Raw genomic sequence first — 25,088 nt, 5'->3', positions numbered from 1 at the left:
TTACTCTGCAATGCGCTGTACGAAGCGCGTTTTCACCGAGAGCTTGGCCGAGCCGAGACGCAGCGCCTCACGGGCGATTTCCTCGGACACACCGTCGATCTCGAACATCATACGGCCGGGCTTGACCTTGCATGCCCAGTATTCGACAGAGCCCTTACCCTTACCCATACGGACTTCGGTAGGCTTTGCCGTGACCGGCACATCGGGGAATACCCGGATCCACACGCGACCTGCGCGCTTCATATAGCGCGTGATCGCGCGGCGAGCCGCTTCGATCTCGCGTGCATTGACGCGGTTGGGCTCAAGAGCCTTCAGGCCGAATTCACCGAACGCCAGGTCGAAACCGCCCTTGGCAACGCCCTTGATGCGTCCCTTGAACTGCTTGCGGTACTTGGTACGCTTTGGCTGCAACATTTATCTATTCTCCGAACTTTTCTCCGGGCGCGCCTAATCAGGCGTTCTCGCGACGACGGTTGTTGTTGTTGCCGCCTTGGGCGTCGCTTTCCAGCGCCCGGCGCTCGGAGGCCATTGGATCGTGCTCAAGGATTTCGCCCTTGAAGATCCAGACCTTGATGCCGCAAATACCATAAGCGGTCGTAGCTTCCGCTACACCGTAATCGATATCGGCACGCAGCGTATGAAGCGGCACGCGACCTTCGCGGTACCATTCCGTACGAGCGATTTCGGCACCACCGAGACGGCCAGCGCAGGTGATCTTGATGCCTTCGGCACCCAGACGCATGGCGGACTGTACGGCGCGCTTCATGGCACGACGGAACGCGATACGGCGCTCGAGCTGCTGGGCGATCGACTGAGCGACCAGCGTAGCATCGACTTCCGGCTTGCGCACTTCAACAATGTTGAGGTGCGTTTCGGAATTGGTCATTTCGGAAAGCTTCTTGCGAAGCTTTTCGATGTCTGCACCCTTCTTGCCGATGATCAGACCCGGACGAGCCGAGTGGATCGTGACGCGGCACTTCTTGTGCGGACGCTCGATAACCACCTTGGCGATACCGGCCTGCTTCAGCTCTTCCATCAAATAGGCCCGGATCTTCAGGTCTTCATGAAGAAGCTTGCCATATTCGGCGTTGTCGGCGAACCAACGGCTATCCCAAGTCCTGTTAATGCCCAGGCGGAAACCGATTGGATTGATTTTCTGACCCATTATGCGGCCTCCCCTTTGGCTTCGACTTCGCGCACAACAATCGTCAGATGCGAGAATGGCTTTTCAATGCGCGATGCGCGGCCACGGCCACGAGCGTGGAAACGCTTCATGGTGATCGATTTACCAACATAGGCTTCGGCGACGATCAGCTGATCGACGTCGAGGTCGTGGTTGTTCTCGGCGTTTGCAATAGCCGATTCCAGTGTCTTCTTCACTGTATCTGCAATGCGCTTGCGCGAGAATGTCAGGTCGGCCAGAGCGCGGTCGACCTTCTTGCCACGGATCAAAGCTGCAACTAGGTTGAGCTTCTGAGGGCTGACGCGGAGCGTGCGCGCAACGGCCTGCGCCTCGTTATCCTTCAGCCGGCGTTCGGCTTTTGCCTTGCCCATCGTTACTTCCTCTTCGCTTTCTTGTCCGCACCGTGACCGTAATAGGTCCGGGTCGGAGCGAATTCACCGAATTTATGGCCAACCATGTCTTCGTTGACGCTGACCGGGATATGCTTGCTGCCGTTATAGACGCCAAACGTCAAACCGACAAACTGGGGCAAGATCGTCGACCGACGGGTCCACATCTTGATCACTTCGCTACGACCGCTCTCGCGAACTTTTTCAGCCTTCTTAAGAAGGTAGCCGTCAACGAAGGGGCCTTTCCATACTGAACGAGCCATCTCTGACTACCTCTCTTACTTCTTCTTCTGGTGGCGGGAACGCATGATGAACTTGTCCGTGGACTTGTTCGACCGCGTACGCTTGCCCTTGGTCGGCTTACCCCAAGGGGAAACCGGATGACGGCCACCGGAGGTGCGGCCTTCACCACCGCCGTGCGGGTGGTCGACTGGGTTCATGACGACGCCGCGAACGTGCGGGCGCTTGCCACGCCAACGCGAACGACCAGCCTTGCCGTCATTGATGTTGCCGTGGTCGGAGTTCGACACGGCGCCGACCGTTGCAAGGCAAGTGCCATGCACCAGGCGCTGTTCGCCCGAGCTGAGACGCAGGATAGCCATGCCGGCATCGCGACCGACCAGCTGAACATAGGCACCAGCGGAACGGGCAACCTGACCGCCCTTGCCGGGCTTCAGCTCGACATTATGCACGATGGAGCCGACTGGGACGTATTGCAGCGGCATAGCGTTGCCGGGCTTGACGTCAACAGCCTTATCCGATGCGATCACCTTGTCACCGGCTGCCAAACGCTGCGGAGCCAGGATATAGGCCTGCTCGCCATCGGCATAGGTGATCAGCGCAATAAACGCTGTACGGTTGGGGTCGTATTCCAGACGCTCGACAGTGCCTTCTACGTCAAACTTACGACGCTTGAAGTCCACCAGACGATAGGTGCGCTTGTGACCGCCGCCCTGAAAGCGAACTGTGATGCGACCGAGATTGTTGCGACCGCCCTTCGAAGACAGACCCTCGGTCAGCGACTTGACAGGCTTGCCCTTGTAGAGGCCCGACCGGTCAACGATGACCAGCTGACGCTGGCTCGGGGTTGTCGGATTGAAATTTTTCAATGCCATTTTTCTGTTCCTCAGAGACCGGTGGAGACGTCGATGGACTGACCCTCGGCGAGCGTAACGATCGCCTTCTTCACATCCTTCTGCTTACCGGCGAAGCCGCGGAAACGCTTAGTCTTGCCCTTGCGGAGCAGCGTATTCACAGCTGTAACCTTGACACCGAACAGTGCTTCGACGGCAGCCTTGATTTCAGGCTTGGAAGCAGTCCGGGCGACGTTGAAGACCACCTGGTTGAAATCGGAAACCAGCGTGGACTTTTCAGTGATCGATGGAGATACGATCACGTCGTAGTGGCGAAGATCAGTCATTTGAACCGCTCCTCCAGAGCTTCAACCGCAGCCTTGGAAAGCACGAGCTTACCGCGACGCAGAATGTCATAAACGTTGATGCCCTGAACCGGCAGAACATCGATATTCGGGATGTTCGCGGCAGCGAGCTTGAAATTGACGTCGAGTTCGACGCCGCCAATCACCAATGCGTTCTTCAGCCCGAGAGCCTCGAACACGCCAACGGCGGCCTTGGTCTTGGCATCGGCAGCAACCAGCTGATCGACGATGATCAGTTCGTCAGCCTTGAACTTGGCAGACAGAGCGTGACGCAGGGCGAGAGCGCGAACCTTCTTGGGAAGATCATGCTCGTGGCTGCGAACGACCGGGCCGTGGGCCTTGCCGCCGCCGCGGAACTGCGGAGCACGAGCGGAATGGTGACGAGCGCGGCCCGTACCCTTTTGCTTGTACATCTTGGCACCGGTGCGCGATACTTCGGCACGGGTCTTGGTCTTGTGTGTGCCCTGCTGCTTCCTGGCAAGCTGCCAACGAACCATGCGAGCAATGATATCTTGACGGGGTTCGAGGCCGAAAATGGCGTCGGACAGGGAAACCGTACCGGCATCCGTCCCCTCGAGGGTTTTGACGTTGAGTTCCATGGTTTGGCTCCCTTACTTCGCTGCCGACTTGACGGCGTCGCGCACGATGATCCAGGAACCCTTGGAACCGGGCACAGCGCCCTTCACCAGGATAAGGCCACGATCTTCATCGGTCGAAACGACTTCCAGATTCTGGGTGGTAACGCGGGTTTGACCCATGTGACCGGCCATACGCTTGCCCTTCCAGACCTTGCCCGGATCCTGGTTGGAACCAGTCGAACCGTGCGAGCGGTGCGAGACGGACACGCCGTGGGTTGCACGAAGACCACCGAAATTGTGGCGCTTCATGGCACCGGCAAAACCCTTGCCGATCGTGGTGCCGGTAACGTCAACCAGCTGACCAGCAGCAAAGTGACCAGCCTTCAATTCAGCACCGATCTCGATGAGGTTGTCTTCGGAAACGCGAAATTCGACGAGCTTGGCCTTCGGCTCGACGTTTGCAGCGGCAAAATTGCCGCGCATTGCCTTGGATGTATTCTTGACCTTGGCCTGACCGGCGCCGAGCTGAACGGCAGTGTAGCCGTGCTTATCGACAGTCCGCTGAGCCAGGACCTGGCAGTTATCCAAGCGTAGTACTGTTACCGGGACATGCTCGCCGGCGTCATTATAGACCCGGGTCATTCCCACTTTCTGTGCAATCACACCTGAACGCATCGGTTCATTCCTCTTGAGAGTAAAACAAGCGCCTCACGGCCCTTGCCCGCCTCTTTGTTTAAGGATTCCATTCCAGTCCTTCCAGACTTTCAGGTTTCCCGTTTCGAGAAGTCGTTGGCAGGTCTTGCCACGTACCTTCCTTGTTATTTCGGCTCTCGCCGGAATTGGTTTTTAAAGCTTGATTTCGACGTCTACGCCGGCAGCCAGATCGAGCTTCATCAAAGCGTCGACGGTCTGCGGAGTCGGATCAACGATGTCCAGCAGACGCTTATGCGTACGCATTTCAAACTGTTCGCGACTCTTCTTGTCGACGTGAGGCGAACGGTTGACGGTGAATTTCTCAATACGGGTCGGAAGCGGAACCGGGCCGCGGACGCTTGCACCGGTGCGCTTGGCGGTAGAAACGATCTCCCGCGTAGAGGCATCGAGAACCCGGTGATCAAACGCCTTCAGGCGGATACGGATATTCTGGCCGTTCATTCGACGTGTCCTTATTCGTTTTTCTTAAACGTCCCCGCTCACGCAAAGACAGTGAATTACCAATTTCTGGCCGGCCCCGTATTGTCAAAAATCACAAGGACGTATCGACGTCCATGTCACCTTACTTCATCAGGGACCCCACCAGTGCGACCCAAGACCGGATCGCGAAACTTAGCAGAGCCAGAGGAAAGAGGAGCGATGCGCCGCTCTTCCTTGTTCGTGGCGGGGGCATACAACGTCCCCGTCAATTCGTCAACTGATTCCCGGAAATAAAGAAGCGCGGCATGGAATGCCGCGCTTCTTCGTCTGTATTATGACGACTTATTCGATGATCGAAGCGACGATGCCGGCGCCGACGGTACGGCCACCTTCGCGGATCGCGAAGCGCAGCTTTTCTTCCATCGCGATCGGAACGATCAGTTCAACCTGAACCGTCACGTTGTCACCAGGCATAACCATTTCAGTGCCTTCAGGCAGGGAAACAATACCGGTAACGTCCGTCGTGCGGAAGTAGAACTGCGGACGGTAGTTGGTGAAGAACGGTGTATGACGGCCGCCTTCTTCCTTCGTCAGGATGTAGGCTTCTGCCATGAACTTCTTGTGCGGCTTAACCGAACCCGGCTTGCACAGGATCTGGCCACGCTCAACGCCATCGCGCTGTACGCCGCGAACCAGTGCACCAATGTTGTCGCCAGCCTGGCCCTGATCGAGCAGCTTGCGGAACATTTCAACGCCGGTAACCGTCGTCTTCGAGGTCGCGCGGATGCCGACGATTTCGACTTCTTCGCCAACCTTGACGATACCACGCTCAACGCGGCCCGTCACAACCGTACCACGGCCAGAGATCGAGAACACGTCTTCGATCGGCATCAGGAACGGCTGGTCAATCGGACGCTCAGGCGTCGGAATGTAAGCGTCAACTGCGGCCATCAGTTCGCGGATCGCGTCTTCGCCGATCTTCTTGTTGCTGTCTTCCAGAGCAGCCAGAGCCGAACCCTTGACAATCGGAATATCGTCGCCCGGGAAGTCGTAGGACGACAGAAGTTCGCGCACTTCCAGTTCGACCAGCTCCAGAAGCTCTTCGTCGTCAACCTGGTCAACCTTGTTCAGGAACACGACGATGGCGGGAACGCCAACCTGACGAGCCAGCAAAATGTGCTCGCGGGTCTGGGGCATCGGGCCATCGGCAGCCGAGCAAACCAAGATCGCGCCGTCCATCTGCGCTGCACCGGTGATCATGTTCTTGACGTAGTCGGCGTGGCCGGGGCAGTCAACGTGAGCGTAGTGACGGGCAGGCGTTTCATATTCGACGTGCGCCGTCGAAATGGTGATCCCGCGGGCCTTTTCTTCCGGAGCGGCGTCGATCTGGTCATACGCCTTGTATTCACCGAAATACTTCGTAATTGCTGCCGTCAGCGACGTCTTGCCGTGGTCAACGTGGCCGATCGTGCCGATGTTAACGTGCGGCTTGTTGCGCTCAAACTTACTCTTTGCCATTTTCGGCTCTCCATTATCTCATCCCCATGAAGGGGGAAATTCCTGTTATCTGTTCCGGCTGACTACCCCGATCATTTCTGACCGGAGTACTTTGCCTGAATTTCGGCAGCGACATTGCTCGGAACGGGCGAATAGTGATCGAACACCATCGAGTACTGAGCGCGACCCTGGCTCATGGAGCGCAGGTTGTCGACGTATTTGAACATGTTGGCCAACGGTACATGCGCGTTGATGACAACGGCGATACCACGGCTTTCCTGGCCCTGGATCTGGCCACGGCGGGAGTTCAGGTCGCCGATCACGTCACCGACGTAATCTTCCGGCGTCACGACTTCCACCTTCATCATCGGCTCGAGCAACTGAGCGCCAGCCTTCTTGGCTGCTTCACGGAAGCAGGCACGCGAAGCGATTTCGAAGGCCAGAACCGACGAGTCGACATCGTGGTAAGCACCATCGATCAGAGTTGCCTTGACGCCGAGCATCGGGAAGCCAGCCAGCGGACCGGAAGACAGAACGCTTTCGATGCCCTTCTGAACGCCGGGGATGTATTCCTTGGGAACCGAACCACCGACGATTTTCGAATCGAACTTAAACTCATCACCTTCAGGATTGGGTTCGAAGATGATCTTGACGCGGGCGAACTGACCCGTACCGCCAGACTGCTTCTTGTGGGTATAGTCTTCTTCGTGCTGACGCGTAATAGTTTCGCGATAGGCAACCTGCGGCGCGCCGACAGTTGCTTCTACCTTGAACTCACGACGCATACGGTCGACGATGATGTCGAGGTGAAGTTCACCCATGCCGGCGATGATCGTCTGGCCGGATTCCTGATCGGTCTTGACGCGGAAGGACGGATCCTCAGCAGCAAGACGGTTGAGCGCGAGGCCCATCTTTTCCTGGTCGCCCTTGGTCTTCGGCTCGATGGCGATCTGAATGACCGGCTCGGGGAATTCCATGCGCTCCAGGATAACCTGGTTCAGGGGATCGCAGAGCGTATCGCCCGTGGTGCTTTCCTTCAGGCCAGCCAGGGCAACGATGTCGCCTGCAAAGGCTTCTTCGATGTCTTCACGGCTGTTGGAATGCATCTGGAGCATACGACCAACGCGTTCGCGCTTTTCCTTGACCGTGTTCATGACCGACGCGCCCTTTTCGAGCTTGCCGGAATAGATACGGCAGAAGGTCAGCGAACCAACGAAGGGGTCGTTCATGATCTTGAACGCCAGCATCGACAAAGGCTCTGCGTCATCAGGATGACGTTCGATTTCAGCGTCGGTCTTGACGTCGATACCCTTGATGGCAGGGATATCGAGCGGCGAAGGCAAATATTCGCAAACAGCGTCGAGCAAAGGCTGAACGCCCTTGTTCTTAAAGGCCGTACCGCAGAACATCGGATGGAACTTAACTTCAATCGTGCCCTGACGAACGAGAGCGCGGATCTTGTCATTATCAGGCATGATGCCGTTCAGGTAGTCTTCCATCGCCTGTTCGTCGATCTCGACAACGGTCTCGATCAGCTTTTCGCGATATTCAACGGCCTTTTCCTTCAGGTCGTCGGGGATTTCCACAACGTCCCAGGCAGCGCCCAGCGATTCATCACGCCAGACGAGAGCGTTCATCTCGATCAGGTCAACAACGCCCTTGAACTCTGTTTCAGCGCCGATTGGCAGCTGCATAACAACAGCGGTGGCACCGAGACGGGTCTTGATCATTTCTACCGAACGGTAGAAGTCAGCGCCGGTCTTGTCCATCTTGTTGCAGAAGATCATCCGCGGAACGTTGTACTTTTCAGCCTGACGCCAGACGGTTTCCGTCTGCGGCTCAACGCCTGCGTTGGCATCGAGAAGTGCGATAGCACCGTCGAGTACGCGGAGCGAACGTTCAACTTCAATCGTGAAGTCGACGTGGCCGGGGGTGTCGATGATGTTGAAACGGCGCATCTTGCCATCGCGACCCTTCCAGTAGGTCGTGGTCGCAGCAGAGGTGATGGTGATACCACGCTCCTGCTCCTGCTCCATCCAGTCCATCGTGGCTGCGCCATCATGAACTTCGCCGATCTTGTGCGACTTGCCGGTGTAGTAGAGAATCCGCTCAGTCGTCGTGGTCTTACCGGCGTCGATATGCGCCATGATCCCGAAATTGCGGTAGTCTTCGATTTTATATTCGCGAGCCATAGTGGACTGCCTTTCGATATTCGATCGTCTAAGATTACCAGCGGTAATGCGAGAAGGCGCGGTTGGCGTCGGCCATCTTGTGCGTGTCTTCACGCTTCTTGACAGCGCTGCCGCGATTGTTGGACGCATCAAGCAATTCGCCGGAAAGGCGATCGACCATGGTGGTCTCGTTGCGCTTGCGGGCGGCGATGATCAGCCAGCGAATGGCGAGCGCCTGGCGGCGCTCCGGACGGACGTCGACGGGGACCTGGTATGTTGCACCACCAACGCGGCGCGAACGAACTTCAACATGCGGGGCGACATTTTCAAGCGCCTGGTGGAAGATTGCGATCGGCTCTGCCTTGGACTTGGCTTCAACGACATCGAAGGCACCGTAAACGATGCTTTCAGCAACGGACTTCTTGCCGTGCAACATGATGGCGTTCATGAACTTGGTGACGACCAGATCACCGAACTTTGGGTCCGGGTTGATCTCACGCTTTTCGGCTTTATGGCGACGGGACATTTTACTTCGTCTCTCAACGGTTAGAACGCTTTATCACGCGGAGAACCTCGCGCAGCGCTGAATTTCAAAGAAGGCTTCCGACTTACTTCGGACGCTTTGCACCATACTTGGAACGGCGCTGCTTACGGTTCTTGACACCCTGGGTATCGAGAACACCACGGATGATGTGGTAACGAACGCCCGGCAAGTCCTTGACGCGGCCGCCACGGATCATGACGACAGAGTGTTCCTGCAGGTTGTGGCCTTCACCCGGAATGTAGCCGATGACTTCGAAGCCATTGGTCAAACGGATCTTGGCAACCTTACGCAGAGCCGAGTTCGGCTTCTTCGGGGTCGTGGTATAAACGCGGGTGCAAACGCCGCGCTTCTGTGGATTTTCCTGCAAGGCAGGAACCTTGTTGCGCTTTACCTGCGCCTGACGCGGCTTGCGGATCAGCTGATTTACGGTAGGCATAGAACCATCCCTTATAATTCTTGTCACTTGAGCCTTTTCAGGCCCGTTTGTGCCGTTTCCGGCGGCGCTCGCACAATTTTCGCCATGCGCGAAATGTGGCCCGATCCGGGCTTCCGGATGGACCACAAAAAGCAGAGGACGCATGCGAATGCGTCATGCGTGCAGCATTCATGTCTTCAAAGTGCGTTTGGATCCTAAGCCTGGGGCAAACTTCAGAACAATATGTCCTGAAAATCATAACCGTGCATTGGCTCCGATGCGGGGCTACTACTGTTTTCACCCCGTTCCGTCAAGCCATGGCGCAAAATTAATAGCTCTCCAAAGCCCTGTGGCCGCTTTGGTCCCGGCCTATTTCGCGTTATGACGGCTTTTCGTCGATTATGCAATTGTCATCGGCCAATTCCGACCTTGCACCTACCGATTTTCAGCCTGCGATAGAAGAATCGTTTTCATGCCTGCCAAACGTCAGTTTTTGCACATGAAGCTGAGCGATTTGGAATTTGCAACCAGCCTTCAGCTTGACGAAGGCGGATGGCTCTATAACGATGAAATTATCGATTAGGTTATTGTGCCGAGGCGATTCCCGTCTACAAGACTTTCTAACCGTTGCTATCGCGGTCACCTGGCGGCTCGCTTGTCTCGAGCTATAAGAAAGGCGACCCGTCATAAGGACCGACTGATGATTTCGACCCCTGACAATGACAATAATTCGGACGGACCAATGGTCTTCATCATCATTGCCAAGGCCTATGAAGAAACGGGCACCGAAGGCATCGACCTGCATATTCTGCTGAGCGCACCCGATGACGATTCCGCAGTGCGCGAGGCTTTGAATGCACTGGCCGAGGAAGGCTTCCTGGAGGCCGACCTGGACCAGATCGGCATGGTGACAGAACCACCTTCCGACGAGCCGCACGCCTCAGCTTATCAGGGCGCACTCGAAGGTGAAGTGGCAATCATCCGCTTCAATTGAGTCAGCCGTGAATGACGGGACATGTCATCGAAAAGGTCCTGGTCTATGCAGCCGACCGCGACCGGCTCCTGGTTTTCGATGAGCCGGATTTTCCGGATATTCTACCGCAGGTGCCTGGTGGCACCATTGAACACGGTGAAAGCCCCAGCACTGCGGCTTGTCGCGAATTCGAAGAGGAGACGGGCTTAGCTTGTCCCTCGCCTCCCCGCTTTCTGACTTCTGTCGATTATCGGGATGTTCGAGATGGGGGTTCCATCCACCACAAGCGCCACTTTTTCCACCTGCCTTTGCTTCACACTCTCTATCCGCAGAGCTGGATTCACAGCGAAACAAAGCCCCATGGTGGTGGCGATCCAGTGCGTTTTTCCTTCTTCTGGTTAACCCGAGATGAGGCAAGCCACCGGCTCGGCTATGAGCATGGCGCCGTCCTGCCCCTGCTTCCTTAGGTATCCGTCAGGTTGTTATCGAGCCAATCACCGGATTGCGTATTCCACTGATAAGCTCGAACAAACTCCGCCCTTCGCTAGGCTACATCATAAAACGGAAAAGCCGCCCGGATCGCTCCAGACGGCTTTTTATTTCGATTGCTCTGCACCGATTACTCGGCGGCAGGAGCACCCTCGCCTGCCATGTCGCGCAGCATCGGGGTTGCGAGATCCGCACCGGTTCCCTTGCGACGTTCCTCGAGAATGAGGTCGTCACGCGAGGTGGCGATACGGCGGATCTGCGTCATCGTACCACCGGTACCGGCCGGGATCAGACGACCAACGATGACGTTTTCCTTCAGGCCTTGCAGCGTATCGGTCTTGCCGGCAATTGCCGCTTCCGTGAGAACCTTGGTGGTTTCCTGGAAGGACGCAGCCGAGATGAAGGACGGCGTCTGCAGCGATGCCTTGGTGATACCGAGCAATACCGGATCGCCAAAAGCTGGCTTCTTGCCTTCTTCAACCAGACGCTCGTTGGCTTCGTCCAGCTCGATACGGTCGACATTGTCGCCAACGATATACTGGCTGTCGCCGCTGTCGGTAATTTCGACCTTCTGCAGCATCTGGCGAACGATCACCTCGATGTGCTTGTCGTTGATCACAACGCCCTGCAAGCGATAAACTTCCTGGATTTCGTTGACCAGGTAGCTTGCCAGCGCTTCGACACCCTTGATCGCCAGAATATCGTGCGGAGCCGGATTACCGTCGAGGATATAGTCACCCTTTTCGATATAGTCGCCTTCCTGAAGATGGAAGGGCTTGCCCTTCGGGATCAGGTATTCGACAGGCTCGACACCGTCTTCCGCCGGCTCGATGATAACGCGACGCTTGTTCTTGTAGTCGCGGCCCAGCCGGATCGTACCATCGATTTCAGCAATGATGGCGTGATCCTTTGGACGACGGGCTTCGAACAATTCAGCAACACGCGGCAGACCACCGGTGATGTCCTTGGTCTTGGCGCTTTCCATTGGCGAACGAGCAAGCACGTCACCCTGGGAGACACGCTGGCCTGGTTCAACCGACAGGATCGCATCGACCGACAGCTGGAACCGTGCTTCACCACCACGCGGAACCTTGAGCACATTGCCCTGGGTGTCCTTGATGACGATTGCCGGCTTCAGATCGGCACCACGTGGCGTCGAACGCCAGTCGATAACCTGACGCTTGGTGATACCGGTGGATTCGTCGGTAGCTTCCAGAACGGAGATACCGTCGACCAGATCCTCGAAATGGACGATACCTTCCACTTCGGTCATCATCGGGCGTGTATATGGGTCCCACTCAGCCAGACGCTGACCGCGCTTGACCTTGTCGCCATCGTCGACAAACAGCTTGGAACCATAGGCAACACGCTGCGAGGAGCGCTCGACGCCGCGTTCATCCAGGATCGTCACTGCGATGCTACGGCCCATGGCAACATAAATACCGTCAGAGTTGCGCAGCATGTTGCGGTTCTTGATCTGGATCGTGCCCTCATAGGACGCTTCCAGGAACGATTGGTCGACCACGTTGGCCGTACCGCCCAAGTGGAACGTACGCATGGTCAGCTGTGTGCCAGGCTCACCGATAGACTGAGCAGCGATGACACCCACGGCTTCACCCATGTTCACAGGTGTACCACGGGCAAGGTCGCGACCGTAGCAGATCGAGCATACGCCGGTCTGAACTTCGCAGGTCAGAGCCGAACGAATACGGATCGACTGAATGCCAGCCTTTTCGATTTCGATGACATCGGCTTCAAGGATCATCCGACCTGCATCAACGATGCGCTCACCCGTGACCGGATGGTCGATATCGTCCAGCGCAGTACGACCAAGAACGCGCGCACCAATCGACGCCACAACCTGACCGGCGTCAACAATCGCCGTCATGGTCAGGCCCTTGTCGGTACCGCAATCGACCAGATTGACGATGCAATCCTGCGCAACGTCAACCAGACGACGGGTCAGGTAACCGGAGTTCGCGGTCTTCAAGGCCGTGTCTGCAAGACCCTTACGGGCGCCGTGGGTCGAGTTGAAGTACTCGTTAACGGTCAGACCTTCCTTAAAGTTCGAAATGATCGGCGTTTCAATGATTTCGCCCGATGGCTTGGCCATAAGACCACGCATACCACCCAGCTGACGCATCTGGTTCGGAGAACCACGCGCACCGGAGTGAGACATCATGTAAATCGCGTTCATTGGCTTTTGGCGGCCAGTTTCCGGATCGAACTCAACGGCCTTAATGCGGGCCATCATGTCTTCCGCAACCTTTTCAGTCGCCTTACCCCAGGCATCAACGACCTTGTTGTACTTCTCACCCTGGGTGATCAGACCGTCGTTGTACTGCTGTTCGTATTCCTTCACCAAAGACTCGGTGTCGCCTACGATCTTCACCTTGGAGTCAGGAATGACCATGTCATCCTTACCAAAGGAAATGCCAGCCTTACATGCGTGGCGGAAGCCGAGCTGCATGATGCGGTCGCAGAAAATCACTGTGTCCTTCTGGCCGCAATGACGGTAGACCGTATCGATCATCTTGGAGATGTTCTTCTTGGTCATTTCCTGATTGCAGGTATCGAACGGCACGTTGACGTTCTTCGGCAGAAGTTCGCCAATCAGCATACGGCCCGGCGTGGTTTCGAAAATCTTCGAAACTGGCTTGCCTTCTGCATCCACGGTCTTGAAACGACCACGGATCTTGGAGTGCAGCGTCACAACCTTGTTTTCCAGCGCGTGATGCAACTCACCGATGTCGGAGAAGACCATGCCTTCGCCCGGCTCATTCTGGTTCATGATCGACAAATAGTAGAGACCGAGAACCATGTCCTGAGAAGGAACGATAATCGGCGCACCGTTTGCCGGATGCAAAATGTTGTTGGTGGACATCATCAACACGCGTGCTTCCAGCTGGGCTTCCAGCGAAAGCGGAACGTGAACAGCCATCTGGTCGCCGTCGAAGTCGGCGTTGAAAGCCGTGCAGACCAGCGGATGCAGCTGAATGGCCTTGCCTTCAACCAGAATTGGTTCGAAGGCCTGGATACCCAGACGGTGCAGCGTCGGTGCGCGGTTCAGCAGAACGGGATGCTCGCGGATAACCTCGTCGAGAATATCCCAAACTTCCGGCTTTTCCTTTTCAACCAGCTTCTTGGCCTGCTTGACGGTCGAGGAATAACCCTTGGCGTCGAGACGGGCGTAAATGAAAGGCTTGAACAGTTCGAGTGCCATTTTCTTTGGCAGGCCGCACTGGTGCAGCTTCAGTTCTGGACCGGTCACGATAACCGAACGACCAGAATAGTCGACGCGCTTGCCGAGAAGGTTCTGGCGGAAGCGGCCCTGCTTGCCCTTGAGCATATCGGACAGCGACTTCAGCGGACGCTTGTTGGCGCCGGTGATAACGCGGCCACGGCGGCCGTTGTCGAACAGCGCGTCTACAGATTCCTGCAACATGCGCTTTTCGTTACGGATGATGATGCCCGGCGCGCGCAGCTCGATCAAACGCTTCAAACGGTTGTTACGGTTGATCACGCGACGATAGAGATCATTCAGGTCGGAGGTCGCAAAACGGCCACCATCCAGCGGCACCAGCGGACGCAGGTCCGGCGGAATCACGGGAACAACCTTCATGATCATCCATTCAGGACGATTCCCGGATTCCATGAAGTTCTCAACGATCTTCAGGCGCTTCATCAGCTTCTTCTGCTTCAGGTCCGACGTGGTGTCGGCCAAATCCTGACGCAATTCGCCGGCGATGCGCTCGAGATTCATTGAGGCCAGCATTTCAAAGATGGCTTCAGCACCGATCATGGCGGTGAACTGGTCTTCGCCATATTCATCGACCGCCATCATGTATTCTTCTTCGGACAGAAGCTGGTTCTGCTTCAGGGCCGTCAGGCCCGGCTCCGTGACAATGTAGTTTTCGAAGTAGAGAACCCGCTCCACATCCTTCAACGTCATGTCGAGCAGGGTCGAAATGCGCGATGGCAGCGACTTCAGGAACCAGATATGGGCAACCGGAGCGGCAAGCTCGATATGGCCCATGCGCTCACGGCGAACGCGCGACAGGGTGACTTCCACGCCGCACTTTTCGCAGATGATGCCCTTGTACTTCATGCGCTTGTACTTGCCGCACAGGCACTCGTAATCCTTGATCGGACCAAAGATACGGGCGCAGAACAGACCGTCGCGCTCCGGCTTGAAAGTGCGGTAGTTGATGGTCTCAGGCTTTTTGATTTCGCCATACGACCATGACAGGATCTTCTCCGGCGAGGCAATCGAAATCCGGATGGAATCGAAATGCTGCGCAGGGACCTGCGGGTTGAAAAGGTTCATGACCTCTTGGTTCATGCCTATCTCCTTGTGGGGCCTGGGGCCCTCAGCTTGGCGACGGATGTGGCCCTTCCCGGGAAGCCGCACCGCGCCTTAAAACGACAATAACCGCTGAATGCGGCAAAAGTCCCCACGCCGGTTGATGTTTACAACTGGCGGAAGACGGCGCGCGCATCGAAACGCGCGCGCCCCACTGTCACTGTTATTCCGCAGCGTCCGGCAACGGGTTGACGGTATCGGCCGTCTCGAGTTTGGAATTCTCCAACTCGACCGACAGGCCAAGCGACCGCATTTCCTTGACGAGAACGTTGAAGCTTTCCGGAATACCGGCTTCGAACGTATCGTCGCCCCGGACAATCGCCTCGTAGACCTTGGTACGACCGGCCACGTCATCCGACTTCACCGTCAGCATCTCCTGCAGGGTGTAGGCGGCGCCGTAAGCTTCCAGCGCCCAGACTTCCATTTCCCCGAAGCGCTGACCGCCGAACTGTGCCTTGCCGCCCAAAGGCTGCTGGGTCACAAGCGAGTAAGGACCGATGGAGCGTGCATGGATCTTGTCGTCAACCAAGTGGTTGAGCTTGATCATGTACATGTAACCAACGGTGACCTTACGGTCGAAGGTTTCACCCGTCCGTCCATCATAGAGAACCGACTGGCCGGAAGTGTGCAGACCGGCGCGGGTCAGCATTTCCGAAACGTCGCTTTCATGCGCACCGTCGAAAACCGGTGTTGCGATGGAAAGTCCGCTCTTGGCCTGATCGGCCAGTCGCAGAAGCGATTCGTCATCGAATCTGGCGACTTCGTCATGCGACTCGCTGGCGTAGAGATCGACCAGTTCTGTCCTCAGCTCGGTGATGTCCAGATGCTTCTGGTAGTCCTCAAGCATCTGCCCAATCTTGCGACCCATGCCGGCGCAAGCCCAGGCAAGGTGGGTTTCAAGAATCTGGCCGACATTCATACGCGACGGCACGCCAAGCGGGTTCAGAACGATATCGACATGCGTACCGTCTTCCAGGAACGGCATGTCTTCGACCGGAACGATGCGCGACACGACGCCCTTGTTACCGTGACGGCCGGCCATCTTGTCACCTGGCTGGATCTTGCGCTTCACAGCAACAAAGACCTTGACCATCTTCATGACGCCCGGAGGCATTTCATCGCCGCGCTGGACCTTTTCGACCTTGTCCATGAAGCGCTGCTCAAGGCGCGACTTGGATTCGTCGTACTGACCACGAAGCGCTTCCAGCTCGCTTTGAACCTTCTCGTCTTCAACGGCAAACATCCACCATTGCGAACGCGGATATTCAGAAATGACGGCGTTGTTGAGTTCGACGCCCTTCTTGAAACCCTTCGGACCGGCAATCGAAACCTGACCGCGCAGCGTGTCGAGCAAACGCCCATAGACGTTGCGGTCCAGGATTGCCTGTTCGTCGTCACGGTCCTTGGCGAGACGTTCGATTTCCTCGCGTTCGATGGCCATGGCGCGCTCGTCCTTTTCAACGCCGTGGCGGTTGAAAACACGAACTTCGACAATGGTCCCGAACGTGCCCGGAGGCATGCGCATCGAGGTGTCACGGACGTCGGAAGCCTTTTCACCGAAGATGGCGCGCAGAAGCTTTTCTTCCGGCGTCATCGGGCTTTCGCCCTTCGGAGTGATCTTGCCGACCAGGATATCGCCCGGCTGCACTTCCGCACCGATGTAGACGATACCGGCTTCATCGAGGTTGCGCAGCGCTTCTTCCGAAACGTTCGGAATATCGCGGGTGATTTCTTCCGGCCCAAGCTTGGTATCGCGGGCCATGACTTCAAACTCCTCGATATGGATCGAGGTGAAGACGTCTTCCGAAACGATACGCTCCGACATGAGGATCGAGTCCTCATAGTTATAGCCGTTCCAAGGCATAAACGCGACGAGCGCGTTGCGGCCAAGCGCCAGGTCACCGAGGTCGGTCGACGGACCGTCCGCGATGATATCGCCCTTGTTCAGAATATCGCCAACGGCGACCAGCGGACGCTGGTTGACGCAGGTATTCTGGTTGGAACGCTGGAACTTCTGCAGACGGTAGATATCAACACCGGACTTGCCGGCATCGAGATCTTCCGTGGCGCGGATAACGATACGCGTCGCGTCTACCTGGTCAACCACGCCGCCACGACGGGCGCCGATAGCCGCACCGGAGTCACGCGCCACGATCGGCTCCATGCCGGTCCCAACGAACGGTGCTTCAGCCCGCAGCAGCGGAACAGCCTGACGCTGCATGTTGGAGCCCATCAGCGCGCGGTTGGCGTCGTCATTTTCCAGGAATGGAATAAGAGCGGCGGCAACGGACACGAGCTGCTTCGGCGAAACGTCCATCAGGTTGATGGTGTCGCGCGGCGACAGCATCACTTCCCCAGCGTGACGGCAAACGACGAATTCCTCGACGAATTTGCCTTCCGCGTTCAGCTCGGCATTGGCCTGGGCAACGTAATACTTGGCCTCTTCCATAGCGGAGAGGTAGATCACGTCCTTCGTCACAACGCCGTCGATGATCTTACGATACGGGCTTTCGATGAAGCCGTATTTGTTGACCCGTGCGAAGGTGGCAAGCGAGTTGATCAGACCGATATTCGGGCCTTCAGGCGTCTCAATCGGGCAGATACGGCCGTAATGGGTCGGATGCACGTCGCGCACTTCAAAGCCAGCGCGCTCGCGGGTCAGACCACCCGGTCCAAGAGCCGAAAGACGGCGCTTGTGGGTGATTTCCGACAGCGGATTGACCTGGTCCATGAACTGGCTGAGCTGGGACGACCCGAAGAATTCGCGCACAGCAGCAGCGGCAGGCTTGGCGTTGATCAGATCCTGCGGCATGACCGTGTCGATTTCGATCGACGACATACGTTCCTTGATGGCGCGCTCCATGCGCAGCAGACCCAGACGATACTGGTTCTCCATCAATTCACCGACGGAACGAACACGGCGGTTGCCGAGGTTGTCGATATCGTCGATTTCGCCCTTGCCGTCGCGCAGTTCGACCAGCATCTTGACCACGGCCAGGATGTCTTCCTTGCGCAGAACACGCACGGTGTCGGCCACTTCGAGGTCGAGACGCATGTTCATCTTGACGCGGCCAACAGCCGACAAGTCATAACGCTCGCTGTCGAAGAACAGCGAGTTGAACATGGCTTCTGCCGAATCCATGGTTGGCGGTTCACCCGGACGCATGACCCGGTAGATGTCGAACAGCGCATCCTGGCGGTTTTCGTTCTTGTCGGCAGACAGCGTGTTGCGGATATACGCACCGACATTGATATGGTCGATGCCCAGAACCGGGATCTCTTCAAAGCCTGCGTCCAGAATGATCGGCAGGGTCTTTTCGTCGATTTCGTCACCGGCTTCGAGATAGATCTCACCGGTTGCAAAATTGACGATATCTTCGGCCAGATAATTTCCGTAAAGGTCCTCGTCGGTCGCCTTAAGAGCCTTCAGGCCCTTGTCCTGCAACTGGCGCAGAAGACGCGGCGTGAGCTTCTTGCCCGCTTCGACCACGACTTCGCCGCTATCGGCATCGACCATGTCGACGAGCGTCTTGGAACCCTTCAGCGTTTCCGCCTGGAACGGCACGCGCCAGCCCTTGCCATCGCGCTTATAGTCGGACTTGGAATAGAAGGTCGACAGGATCTCTTCGCCGTCCATGCCCAGCGCCATCAGCAGCGAGGTCACGGGGATCTTGCGGCGGCGGTCGATACGGGCGTGGACGATGTCCTTGGCGTCGAATTCGATATCGAGCCAGGAACCGCGATAAGGAATGACGCGGGCCGCAAACAGCAGCTTGCCGGAGGAATGGCTCTTACCCTTGTCGTGGTCGAAGAACACGCCCGGCGAACGGTGCATCTGCGAGACGATAACTCGCTCGGTGCCGTTGACGATAAACGTGCCGTTATTGGTCATCAGAGGCATGTCGCCCATGTAGACCGACTGTTCCTTGATGTCCTTGATCGAGCGGGCACCCGTATCTTCATCAATATCGAACACGATCAGGCGTAATGTTACCTTGAGCGGCGCTGCATAGGTCAGGTCGCGCTGGCGGCATTCATCGACGTCGAACTTCGGCGGCTCGAATTCGTAGGACACGAATTCCAACATCGAGGCACCGGAAAAATCGGTGATCGGGAAAACGGATCTGAAAACAGTTTGAAGCCCCTCGTCGGGACGACCGCCTTCAGGCTCGTCAACCATGAGGAACTGATCATAAGATGCCTTCTGAACCTCAATGAGGTTCGGCATTTCTGCCACTTCTGGAATTTTTCCGAAAAACTTGCGTACGCGCCTGCGACCGTTAAAGGAAAGGGTCTGAGCCATCGTCGCTCCTTGTCAGTTTGCACCCGGGCCTGCAACAGACGGCAACCGCTGGCCAGGCGGCACCATCAATCATGGGTCGTCAATCTCGTTCCAGTTCAGGCGGGAAGGCCGGTTTGCCTTGAGCGCCAGATCGGAACCATCCTCTTGAGAACCCATTACCCAAAAGCCGTTTTACCGGCTTTTGGGTAATAATTTCCGCCAGGAAAACGACTCCGGAGAGAGTTTGCACCCTCGCCGGAGCCGAAGTCTGAATTACTTGACGTCAACCTTGGCGCCAGCGTCTTCAAGCTTCTTCTTCAGGTCAGCAGCTTCAGCCTTGGAAACGGCTTCCTTGACAGCCTTCGGAGCGCCTTCAACGAGGTCCTTGGCTTCCTTCAGGCCGAGGCCTGTGATCGCGCGAACTTCCTTGATGACGTTGATCTTGTTTGCACCGGCTTCGGTCAGGATAACGTCGAATTCGGTCTTTTCTTCTTCAACAACTGCGGCAGCAGCGCCACCAGCAGCAGCAGCAGCTACAGGAGCAGCTGCAGATACGCCCCACTTTTCTTCGAGCAGCTTGGAAAGCTCAGCAGCTTCCAGAACGGTCAAAGAGGAGAGGTCTTCTACGATCTTAGCGAGATCAGCCATTTTACTAGTCCTTTGTCAGTGTTCGGTTCGAAACGAACTGGTTTGGGTATGAACAGCGAAAAACCGCCTTACGCGGCTTCGTCCTTCTTGGCATAGGCCGCAAACACACGAGCAAGCTGAGCTGCCGGTGCCTGAACAACGCCTGCGATGCGAGTAGCTGGGGTCTGGATCATGCCGACCAGCTTTGCACGCAGCTCGTCCAGCGAAGGCAGGGTCGCAAGCGACTTAACTGCATCCACGGAGAGCGTGGTTGTTCCCATGGAACCACCGAGAACAACGAGCTTGTCGTTAATCTTGGCGAAATCCATGACGACTTTCGGAGCCGTGATCGGGTCGACGCTGTAAGCAATCAGCGTCTGGCCCTTGAAGAGATCTGTCATCCCTTCCGACTCCGTGCCCTGAAGAGCGATCTTGGCCAGACGGTTCTTCGCGACTTTGACGGTGCCGCCAGCAGCGCGCATTTTTGAACGGAAGTCGTTCATCTGCGCAACCGTGACACCAGCATAGTGGGCCACAACAACCGAACCGGAAGCCTTGAAGACTTCGTTCAGTTCTGTGACGAATTCGCGTTTTTCCGCTCTTTCCACTGTCTGTCTCCAGTAGACGGGACCGCAATCCTGCAGGCCCCATCGGGTTTGCCTTTGCCTCAAGGGATCTAAACTCGTCAGATCCCAAGCGACGCTTGAGGATCCTGTCCCCCCGCACTGTCACCCGAAGGCGTCAGGCACAAGGCACACAAGGCTCGAACCGACACTTCCGTAACGCCTTGGCGTTCGTGAAGAATTTCGGGTCTTACCCGTCTCATGCAGGCAAATATTAAGGCCTTGCGGCCGCCCACAATCTCGGACAGGAAATCCGGCTATAAAACCGGACATTCCCGGTCCCGAAGGACCGGGAATTCTTGAATACGGGGTGGAACACCCCGAAAAATTAAGCTGTGACCGACGAAGGGTCGATCTTGACGCCAGGACCCATGGTCGAGGAGATCGCTACGCGCTTGACGTAGTTACCCTTGGCGCCAGCCGGCTTTGCCTTGATGACAGCATCAGCAAAGGCCTTGATGTTTTCTTCAAGAGCCTTGGCTTCGAACGAGGCCTTGCCGATACCGGCGTGGATGATACCAGCCTTCTCAACGCGGAACTCAACGGCGCCGCCCTTGGAAGCCTTAACGGCACCAGCAACGTCCATGGTCACAGTGCCGACCTTCGGGTTCGGCATCATGCCACGCGGGCCGAGAACCTTACCGAGACGGCCGACCAGCGGCATCATGTCAGGCGTTGCGATGCAACGATCAAAATCGATCTTGCCGCCCTGGACGATTTCGACCAGGTCTTCGGCACCAACCACTTCTGCGCCAGCAGCACGGGCTTCATCAGCCTTGGCGCCACGAGCGAATACGGCAACGCGAACGTCACGGCCAGTGCCATTCGGCAGGTTGACAACGCCACGAACCATCTGGTCAGCGTGACGAGGGTCAACGCCCAGATTCATGGCAATTTCGATGGTTTCATCGAACTTGGCAACGGCACGTTCCTTAACCATAGAAATGGCATCGGTCAGAGCAACCAGCTTGGTGGGATCAACGCCTTCGCGGATCTTCTGAATACGCTTTGCAAGCTTTGCCATGATCAACCTACCACTTCCAGGCCCATGGAGCGGGCAGAACCCTCGACCATTGCCATAGCGCCGTCAACGTCGGCAGCATTCAGATCCTTCATCTTGGCTTCGGCGATCGTACGAACCTGAGCCTTGGTGATGGTGCCAGCTTTTCCGCCCTTGCCCGGAGTCTTCGAGCCGGACTGAATCTTTGCTTCCTTCTTCAACCAGTAAGTAACCGGAGGCTGCTTCATGATGAAGGTGAAGGACTTGTCCTGGTAATAGGTAATGACGACCGGAATCGGCATGCCCTTTTCCATTTCCTGCGTGGCGGCATTGAACGCCTTGCAGAATTCCATGATATTGACACCACGCTGACCAAGCGCAGGACCGATTGGCGGGGACGGATTAGCCGATCCTGCCTTGACCTGAAGCTTGAGCTGGCCTGCAACTTTTTTAGCCATTTCTCTCTGCCTTTCTATCAGACCGGTTGCCCGGCCCACTCATGCCGGACATGCCGGCGGCTGCGGTTGCGTGGTGCGTATGAACGATCCGGCTTAAGAGACCGCCGCACTCCCACGCGAAACGGGAGGTTACCCTCCCTGACCAATCAGACCTTTTCGACCTGACTGTATTCAAGCTCGACCGGCGTAGCGCGACCAAAGATTGACACCTCAACTTTAAGGCGCGACCGCTCCTCATCGACATCCTGCACAACACCGTTGAAGGATGCAAAAGGACCATCGGAAACGCGAACCTGCTCGCCGATCTCGAAGGACAACGAGGACTTGGGACGCTCGACACCCTCCTGAACCTGACCGAGAATCCTATCAGCTTCGTAATCAGGGATCGGAACCGGCTTATTATCGGAACCAAGGAAACCCGTGACCTTTGGGGTATTCTTGATCAAGTGATACACTTCATCCGTCAAATTCGCCCGCACCAGCACGTAACCGGGGAAGAACTTGCGCTCGCTGTCAACCTTACGACCGCGACGGACCTCGACAACCTTTTCGGTCGGAACCAGGATCTTTTCAAAGAGATGCCCAAGCCCCTTCTGGCGAGCCTTCTCTTCAATCGATTCCGCGACCTTCTTTTCAAAATTAGAATATGCGTGGACGATATACCAACGTGCAGCCATGTTCGTTCCCGTCCTGTTAATTGCCGAGATTCAGGACAAGGCTCAAAACCCAGCCAATAACCTGATCCGCCGCAAAGAAAAACAGCGAGGCAAAAATCACCATGGCCAACACCATCAGCGTCGAGATCACAGTCTCGCGGCGCGACGGCCAGGTGACTTTGGACGTTTCGGAGCGGACCTGCTGCAAAAACGCAAATGGATTAGTCTTCGATGCCATCTAATGCCCACGCATTTACGGCACGTAAAGCTGAAAAGATCAGCCCCACGCACCGCGTGTCTGTTTGAGTGTTACATAAACGCCGATTCTCACTTTAACAAGGGCAAAACCGACATTTAAACAAATTCTACAACGCCAAAACCCACCAGCCGAAAAAATCAATTCCAACACTGTGTGAAAAATGGCAGGGGCAGTAAGGCTCGAACTTACGACCTGCGGTTTTGGAGACCGCCGCTCTACCAACTGAGCTATACCCCTATCTGCACGTCCGAGTGATGTGCCTATGGCCATCCCGTCCGTTGCTTGGCGCTCCGTTTAAGACGGTCGGTGACGATTGGCAAGAGGGTTTTTTGCACATTCAAAACAAAATACCGTTTTCCTACCAGTGACGACTATAGCTCGCCCGGAAGGTGGTCGAAGGCGCATCGAGCAGATTGGTCATAGCGGCCGAAAGACCGACATCGCCGAAAACCTTTTTCTCAATACCGACAGATCCAGTCGTCGTCGCATCCAGCTGGTCGATACCCGCTTCGCTGTAAAGCGATGCCGACCAATCCGGCATGGACAAATCCAGCCGCTGGCTCGCCGACAGCCCCGCCCCATCACCACTGACCCGGCGCACCTGGATAATGCGAGTCGAGCCAAGCGTGAAGTCAGGCGTCAGCGTCCAGTTCCAGGCGCGCTCCATCGACAGGCTGGAGGCACCCGTTGCGGGTGTGAAACTGGTATTGAGATAGGTCGCAGGCCCATTGGTTTTGTCATTGCCTTCCAGCAGCACCCGTCCCCAGAGCCGCAACGGCAGCGTGGATTGATCCACCTGCCCGCTCCTCGTGGCAATGATCGAGGTATCAACACCTATTTTCGGCTCAAAAGCATTCCGCAACTGAACGCCGGTCTGGATAGCAACACCACTCGTGCCGTTGCGCGACACGTTCCAGATCAACGGCCTGCCAAAATCGGCAGCCTGGCCAACCCAGGAAAATGGTAGAATGAAAAAAGGCGCAATCGCAACCGCGCACATCAGACGAATCATAGATACATCTTTATGTGTTCAGGGTGGGTTCGGCCCCAAACAAGCCGGGACAGCGTAAATAGTTATATCGCTATATTAACAACCAACGCCATTTATCGCAAATCAATTTTTTGCGGTGCAGCATGGCAAAACGCGAATCAACTCTTGGCCTTCTTGGCGTTCAATCGCTGTTTTCTGGTTTTCGGCTTCAGCTTTTTTGAGAGCTGATAAAACCAGCGCAGGATCTTTGTGACGGAAATCAGCTTATCGATTTCCTTGTTTGCCCCTTCAAGACGGCTTGCCAGCACGTCAGCGGCAGACAGCGCGACCGCCCCCTCAGTCAAATCAGGGAATCGTTGCAGTAGTGCCGCATAAGCGTTTTTCTCTGCCGCACCCGGAGCGACCAGCTTGCCGGAATGGATGAACAATCGCAGCACGACCTGTTCGAATGTCCAGTCATGCAGATGAAAGACTTTCCATTTCTCACTGCGTCGGGCTGAAAATCCATCCAGCACAATGGTCTTTTCGGGCAGGTATTCACTCAGCCATAAGGCCAAGGCAAAACCGCTGGTCGGAATATGATCGCCAGGATAAAAACTGGAAAAATGGCTGGAGAGATCCAGATGGCCAACCGCAGCCCCTTCGAATTTGCCGGCTTCGCTGAACAATTCTCCGGGATGAGCCCTGACATTCATTACGCCTAGAAAAGTGTCAGCTGGAAAATAGCCAAGTACCTCTTTGACTTCCTTGCGGTAGACGATATTGGCGCCAACCGAACCACTGCGCGCCACCAGCAGCGACGGGCGATCGAACGGCTTGTCGAGGATCTTGTAGACCTTGTTGAAAAACACGAACAAGCTCGTATGCGGCAATTCGCGCCGCAGCCTGTCCACATTGGCCTCTTCGCTGTTGGCGACGAGGACGATATGGGTGAAACGGCCGAGCAACGCCTGCCAGTCCGTAAAGGCCTGGATGCTGGCGGTCGTGGGGCGCGCGCTGCCGTTCTGGACTGTCATGG

At 56.3% G+C, this 25,088-nt stretch carries 25 protein-coding genes and 1 tRNA gene; 2 read left to right on the top strand and 24 right to left on the bottom strand.

The window, feature by feature from the left end; genetic code table 11:
* The 13 genes from rplP to rpsL form a co-directional block, all read right to left on the bottom strand.
* Positions 1 to 414, bottom strand: coding sequence for a 50S ribosomal protein L16 (gene rplP / locus FS819_RS05650; RefSeq protein WP_015915745.1), 414 nt, complete (start codon positions 412 to 414; stop codon positions 1 to 3).
* Between the two features lie 37 nt (positions 415 to 451).
* Entirely contained in the window at positions 452 to 1,165 is a 714-nt protein-coding gene (gene rpsC / locus FS819_RS05645) for a 30S ribosomal protein S3 (protein ID WP_156540492.1), read from the bottom strand.
* The gene (gene rplV / locus FS819_RS05640) at positions 1,165 to 1,554 is read right to left on the bottom strand and encodes a 50S ribosomal protein L22 (RefSeq protein ID WP_015915743.1); all 390 of its coding nucleotides are present in this window, start codon (positions 1,552 to 1,554) and stop codon (positions 1,165 to 1,167) included. The genes rpsC and rplV overlap by 1 nt, the downstream gene beginning before the upstream one ends.
* A 2-nt stretch (positions 1,555 to 1,556) precedes the next feature.
* Positions 1,557 to 1,835, bottom strand: coding sequence for a 30S ribosomal protein S19 (gene rpsS, locus FS819_RS05635; RefSeq protein WP_015915742.1), 279 nt, complete (start codon positions 1,833 to 1,835; stop codon positions 1,557 to 1,559).
* A gap of 15 nt (positions 1,836 to 1,850) precedes the next feature.
* Positions 1,851 to 2,687, bottom strand: a complete 837-nt coding sequence (gene rplB, locus FS819_RS05630) for a 50S ribosomal protein L2 (RefSeq protein ID WP_015915741.1) — start codon at positions 2,685 to 2,687, stop codon at positions 1,851 to 1,853.
* An 11-nt stretch (positions 2,688 to 2,698) separates the two neighbouring features.
* Complete coding sequence (locus FS819_RS05625; RefSeq protein WP_015915740.1) at positions 2,699 to 2,992, bottom strand: 50S ribosomal protein L23; 294 nt, start codon at positions 2,990 to 2,992, stop codon at positions 2,699 to 2,701.
* Positions 2,989 to 3,609: a 50S ribosomal protein L4 gene (rplD, locus tag FS819_RS05620; protein WP_156550677.1), complete on the bottom strand. Its 621-nt coding sequence runs from the start codon at positions 3,607 to 3,609 to the stop codon at positions 2,989 to 2,991. The genes FS819_RS05625 and rplD overlap by 4 nt, the downstream gene beginning before the upstream one ends.
* Positions 3,610 to 3,621: 12 nt before the next feature.
* Positions 3,622 to 4,263, bottom strand: a complete 642-nt coding sequence (gene rplC / locus FS819_RS05615) for a 50S ribosomal protein L3 (protein ID WP_070167171.1) — start codon at positions 4,261 to 4,263, stop codon at positions 3,622 to 3,624.
* A 171-nt stretch (positions 4,264 to 4,434) separates the two neighbouring features.
* Positions 4,435 to 4,743 (bottom strand): 30S ribosomal protein S10, encoded by a 309-nt coding sequence (rpsJ, locus tag FS819_RS05610; RefSeq protein WP_006728688.1) that lies wholly within the window; start codon positions 4,741 to 4,743, stop codon positions 4,435 to 4,437.
* Positions 4,744 to 5,064: 321 nt separating this feature from the next.
* Positions 5,065 to 6,240, bottom strand: coding sequence for an elongation factor Tu (gene tuf / locus FS819_RS05605; protein ID WP_156550678.1), 1,176 nt, complete (start codon positions 6,238 to 6,240; stop codon positions 5,065 to 5,067).
* 71 nt (positions 6,241 to 6,311) lie between these two features.
* A complete protein-coding gene (gene fusA / locus FS819_RS05600) occupies positions 6,312 to 8,411 on the bottom strand; it encodes an elongation factor G (RefSeq protein WP_071206309.1) in 2,100 nt (699 codons plus the stop codon).
* Positions 8,412 to 8,445: 34 nt separating this feature from the next.
* Positions 8,446 to 8,916 carry a 30S ribosomal protein S7 gene (gene rpsG / locus FS819_RS05595; RefSeq protein WP_015915736.1) on the bottom strand — a complete coding sequence of 157 codons (471 nt, stop codon included), beginning with the start codon at positions 8,914 to 8,916 and terminating at the stop codon, positions 8,446 to 8,448.
* A gap of 82 nt (positions 8,917 to 8,998) precedes the next feature.
* Positions 8,999 to 9,370 carry a 30S ribosomal protein S12 gene (gene rpsL, locus FS819_RS05590; RefSeq protein ID WP_003507760.1) on the bottom strand — a complete coding sequence of 124 codons (372 nt, stop codon included), beginning with the start codon at positions 9,368 to 9,370 and terminating at the stop codon, positions 8,999 to 9,001.
* A gap of 679 nt (positions 9,371 to 10,049) precedes the next feature.
* Between rpsL and FS819_RS05585 the strand changes: the two genes are divergently transcribed.
* Entirely contained in the window at positions 10,050 to 10,343 is a 294-nt protein-coding gene (locus FS819_RS05585) for a hypothetical protein (protein WP_015915734.1), read from the top strand.
* 11 nt (positions 10,344 to 10,354) lie between these two features.
* Complete coding sequence (locus FS819_RS05580) at positions 10,355 to 10,789, top strand: NUDIX hydrolase (protein WP_156550679.1); 435 nt, start codon at positions 10,355 to 10,357, stop codon at positions 10,787 to 10,789.
* 152 nt (positions 10,790 to 10,941) lie between these two features.
* Here the strand turns inward: FS819_RS05580 and rpoC are convergent, their stop codons facing one another.
* From rpoC to FS819_RS05525, 11 genes are all read right to left on the bottom strand, one after another.
* Positions 10,942 to 15,153, bottom strand: coding sequence for a DNA-directed RNA polymerase subunit beta' (rpoC, locus tag FS819_RS05575; protein WP_156550680.1), 4,212 nt, complete (start codon positions 15,151 to 15,153; stop codon positions 10,942 to 10,944).
* A gap of 184 nt (positions 15,154 to 15,337) precedes the next feature.
* Positions 15,338 to 19,477 carry a DNA-directed RNA polymerase subunit beta gene (rpoB, locus tag FS819_RS05570; RefSeq protein WP_156550681.1) on the bottom strand — a complete coding sequence of 1,380 codons (4,140 nt, stop codon included), beginning with the start codon at positions 19,475 to 19,477 and terminating at the stop codon, positions 15,338 to 15,340.
* 252 nt (positions 19,478 to 19,729) lie between these two features.
* Positions 19,730 to 20,104: a 50S ribosomal protein L7/L12 gene (gene rplL, locus FS819_RS05565; protein WP_156533255.1), complete on the bottom strand. Its 375-nt coding sequence runs from the start codon at positions 20,102 to 20,104 to the stop codon at positions 19,730 to 19,732.
* A gap of 68 nt (positions 20,105 to 20,172) precedes the next feature.
* Positions 20,173 to 20,691 carry a 50S ribosomal protein L10 gene (rplJ, locus tag FS819_RS05560; RefSeq protein WP_194416919.1) on the bottom strand — a complete coding sequence of 173 codons (519 nt, stop codon included), beginning with the start codon at positions 20,689 to 20,691 and terminating at the stop codon, positions 20,173 to 20,175.
* A gap of 343 nt (positions 20,692 to 21,034) precedes the next feature.
* Positions 21,035 to 21,730 (bottom strand): 50S ribosomal protein L1, encoded by a 696-nt coding sequence (gene rplA, locus FS819_RS05555; RefSeq protein ID WP_156550682.1) that lies wholly within the window; start codon positions 21,728 to 21,730, stop codon positions 21,035 to 21,037.
* A gap of 2 nt (positions 21,731 to 21,732) precedes the next feature.
* Positions 21,733 to 22,164, bottom strand: a complete 432-nt coding sequence (gene rplK, locus FS819_RS05550) for a 50S ribosomal protein L11 (protein ID WP_015915727.1) — start codon at positions 22,162 to 22,164, stop codon at positions 21,733 to 21,735.
* A gap of 146 nt (positions 22,165 to 22,310) precedes the next feature.
* Positions 22,311 to 22,841: a transcription termination/antitermination protein NusG gene (gene nusG, locus FS819_RS05545; RefSeq protein WP_015915726.1), complete on the bottom strand. Its 531-nt coding sequence runs from the start codon at positions 22,839 to 22,841 to the stop codon at positions 22,311 to 22,313.
* Between the two features lie 16 nt (positions 22,842 to 22,857).
* Positions 22,858 to 23,058, bottom strand: a complete 201-nt coding sequence (gene secE / locus FS819_RS05540; RefSeq protein ID WP_015915725.1) for a preprotein translocase subunit SecE — start codon at positions 23,056 to 23,058, stop codon at positions 22,858 to 22,860.
* 182 nt (positions 23,059 to 23,240) lie between these two features.
* A tRNA-Trp gene (locus FS819_RS05535) sits at positions 23,241 to 23,316 on the bottom strand.
* A 121-nt stretch (positions 23,317 to 23,437) separates the two neighbouring features.
* On the bottom strand, positions 23,438 to 24,091 hold the full coding sequence (locus FS819_RS05530; RefSeq protein ID WP_156550683.1) for a hypothetical protein: 654 nt from the start codon (positions 24,089 to 24,091) through the stop codon (positions 23,438 to 23,440).
* A gap of 137 nt (positions 24,092 to 24,228) precedes the next feature.
* Positions 24,229 to 25,086 carry a 3-deoxy-manno-octulosonate cytidylyltransferase gene (locus FS819_RS05525; RefSeq protein WP_234624897.1) on the bottom strand — a complete coding sequence of 286 codons (858 nt, stop codon included), beginning with the start codon at positions 25,084 to 25,086 and terminating at the stop codon, positions 24,229 to 24,231.
* Positions 25,087 to 25,088: the final 2 nt, after the last annotated feature.

Source organism: Allorhizobium sp. Av2 (assembly GCF_021462805.2).
GTDB lineage: Bacteria > Pseudomonadota > Alphaproteobacteria > Rhizobiales > Rhizobiaceae > Allorhizobium > Allorhizobium vitis_G.
This window is presented reverse-complemented; position numbering and strand designations above follow the sequence as displayed.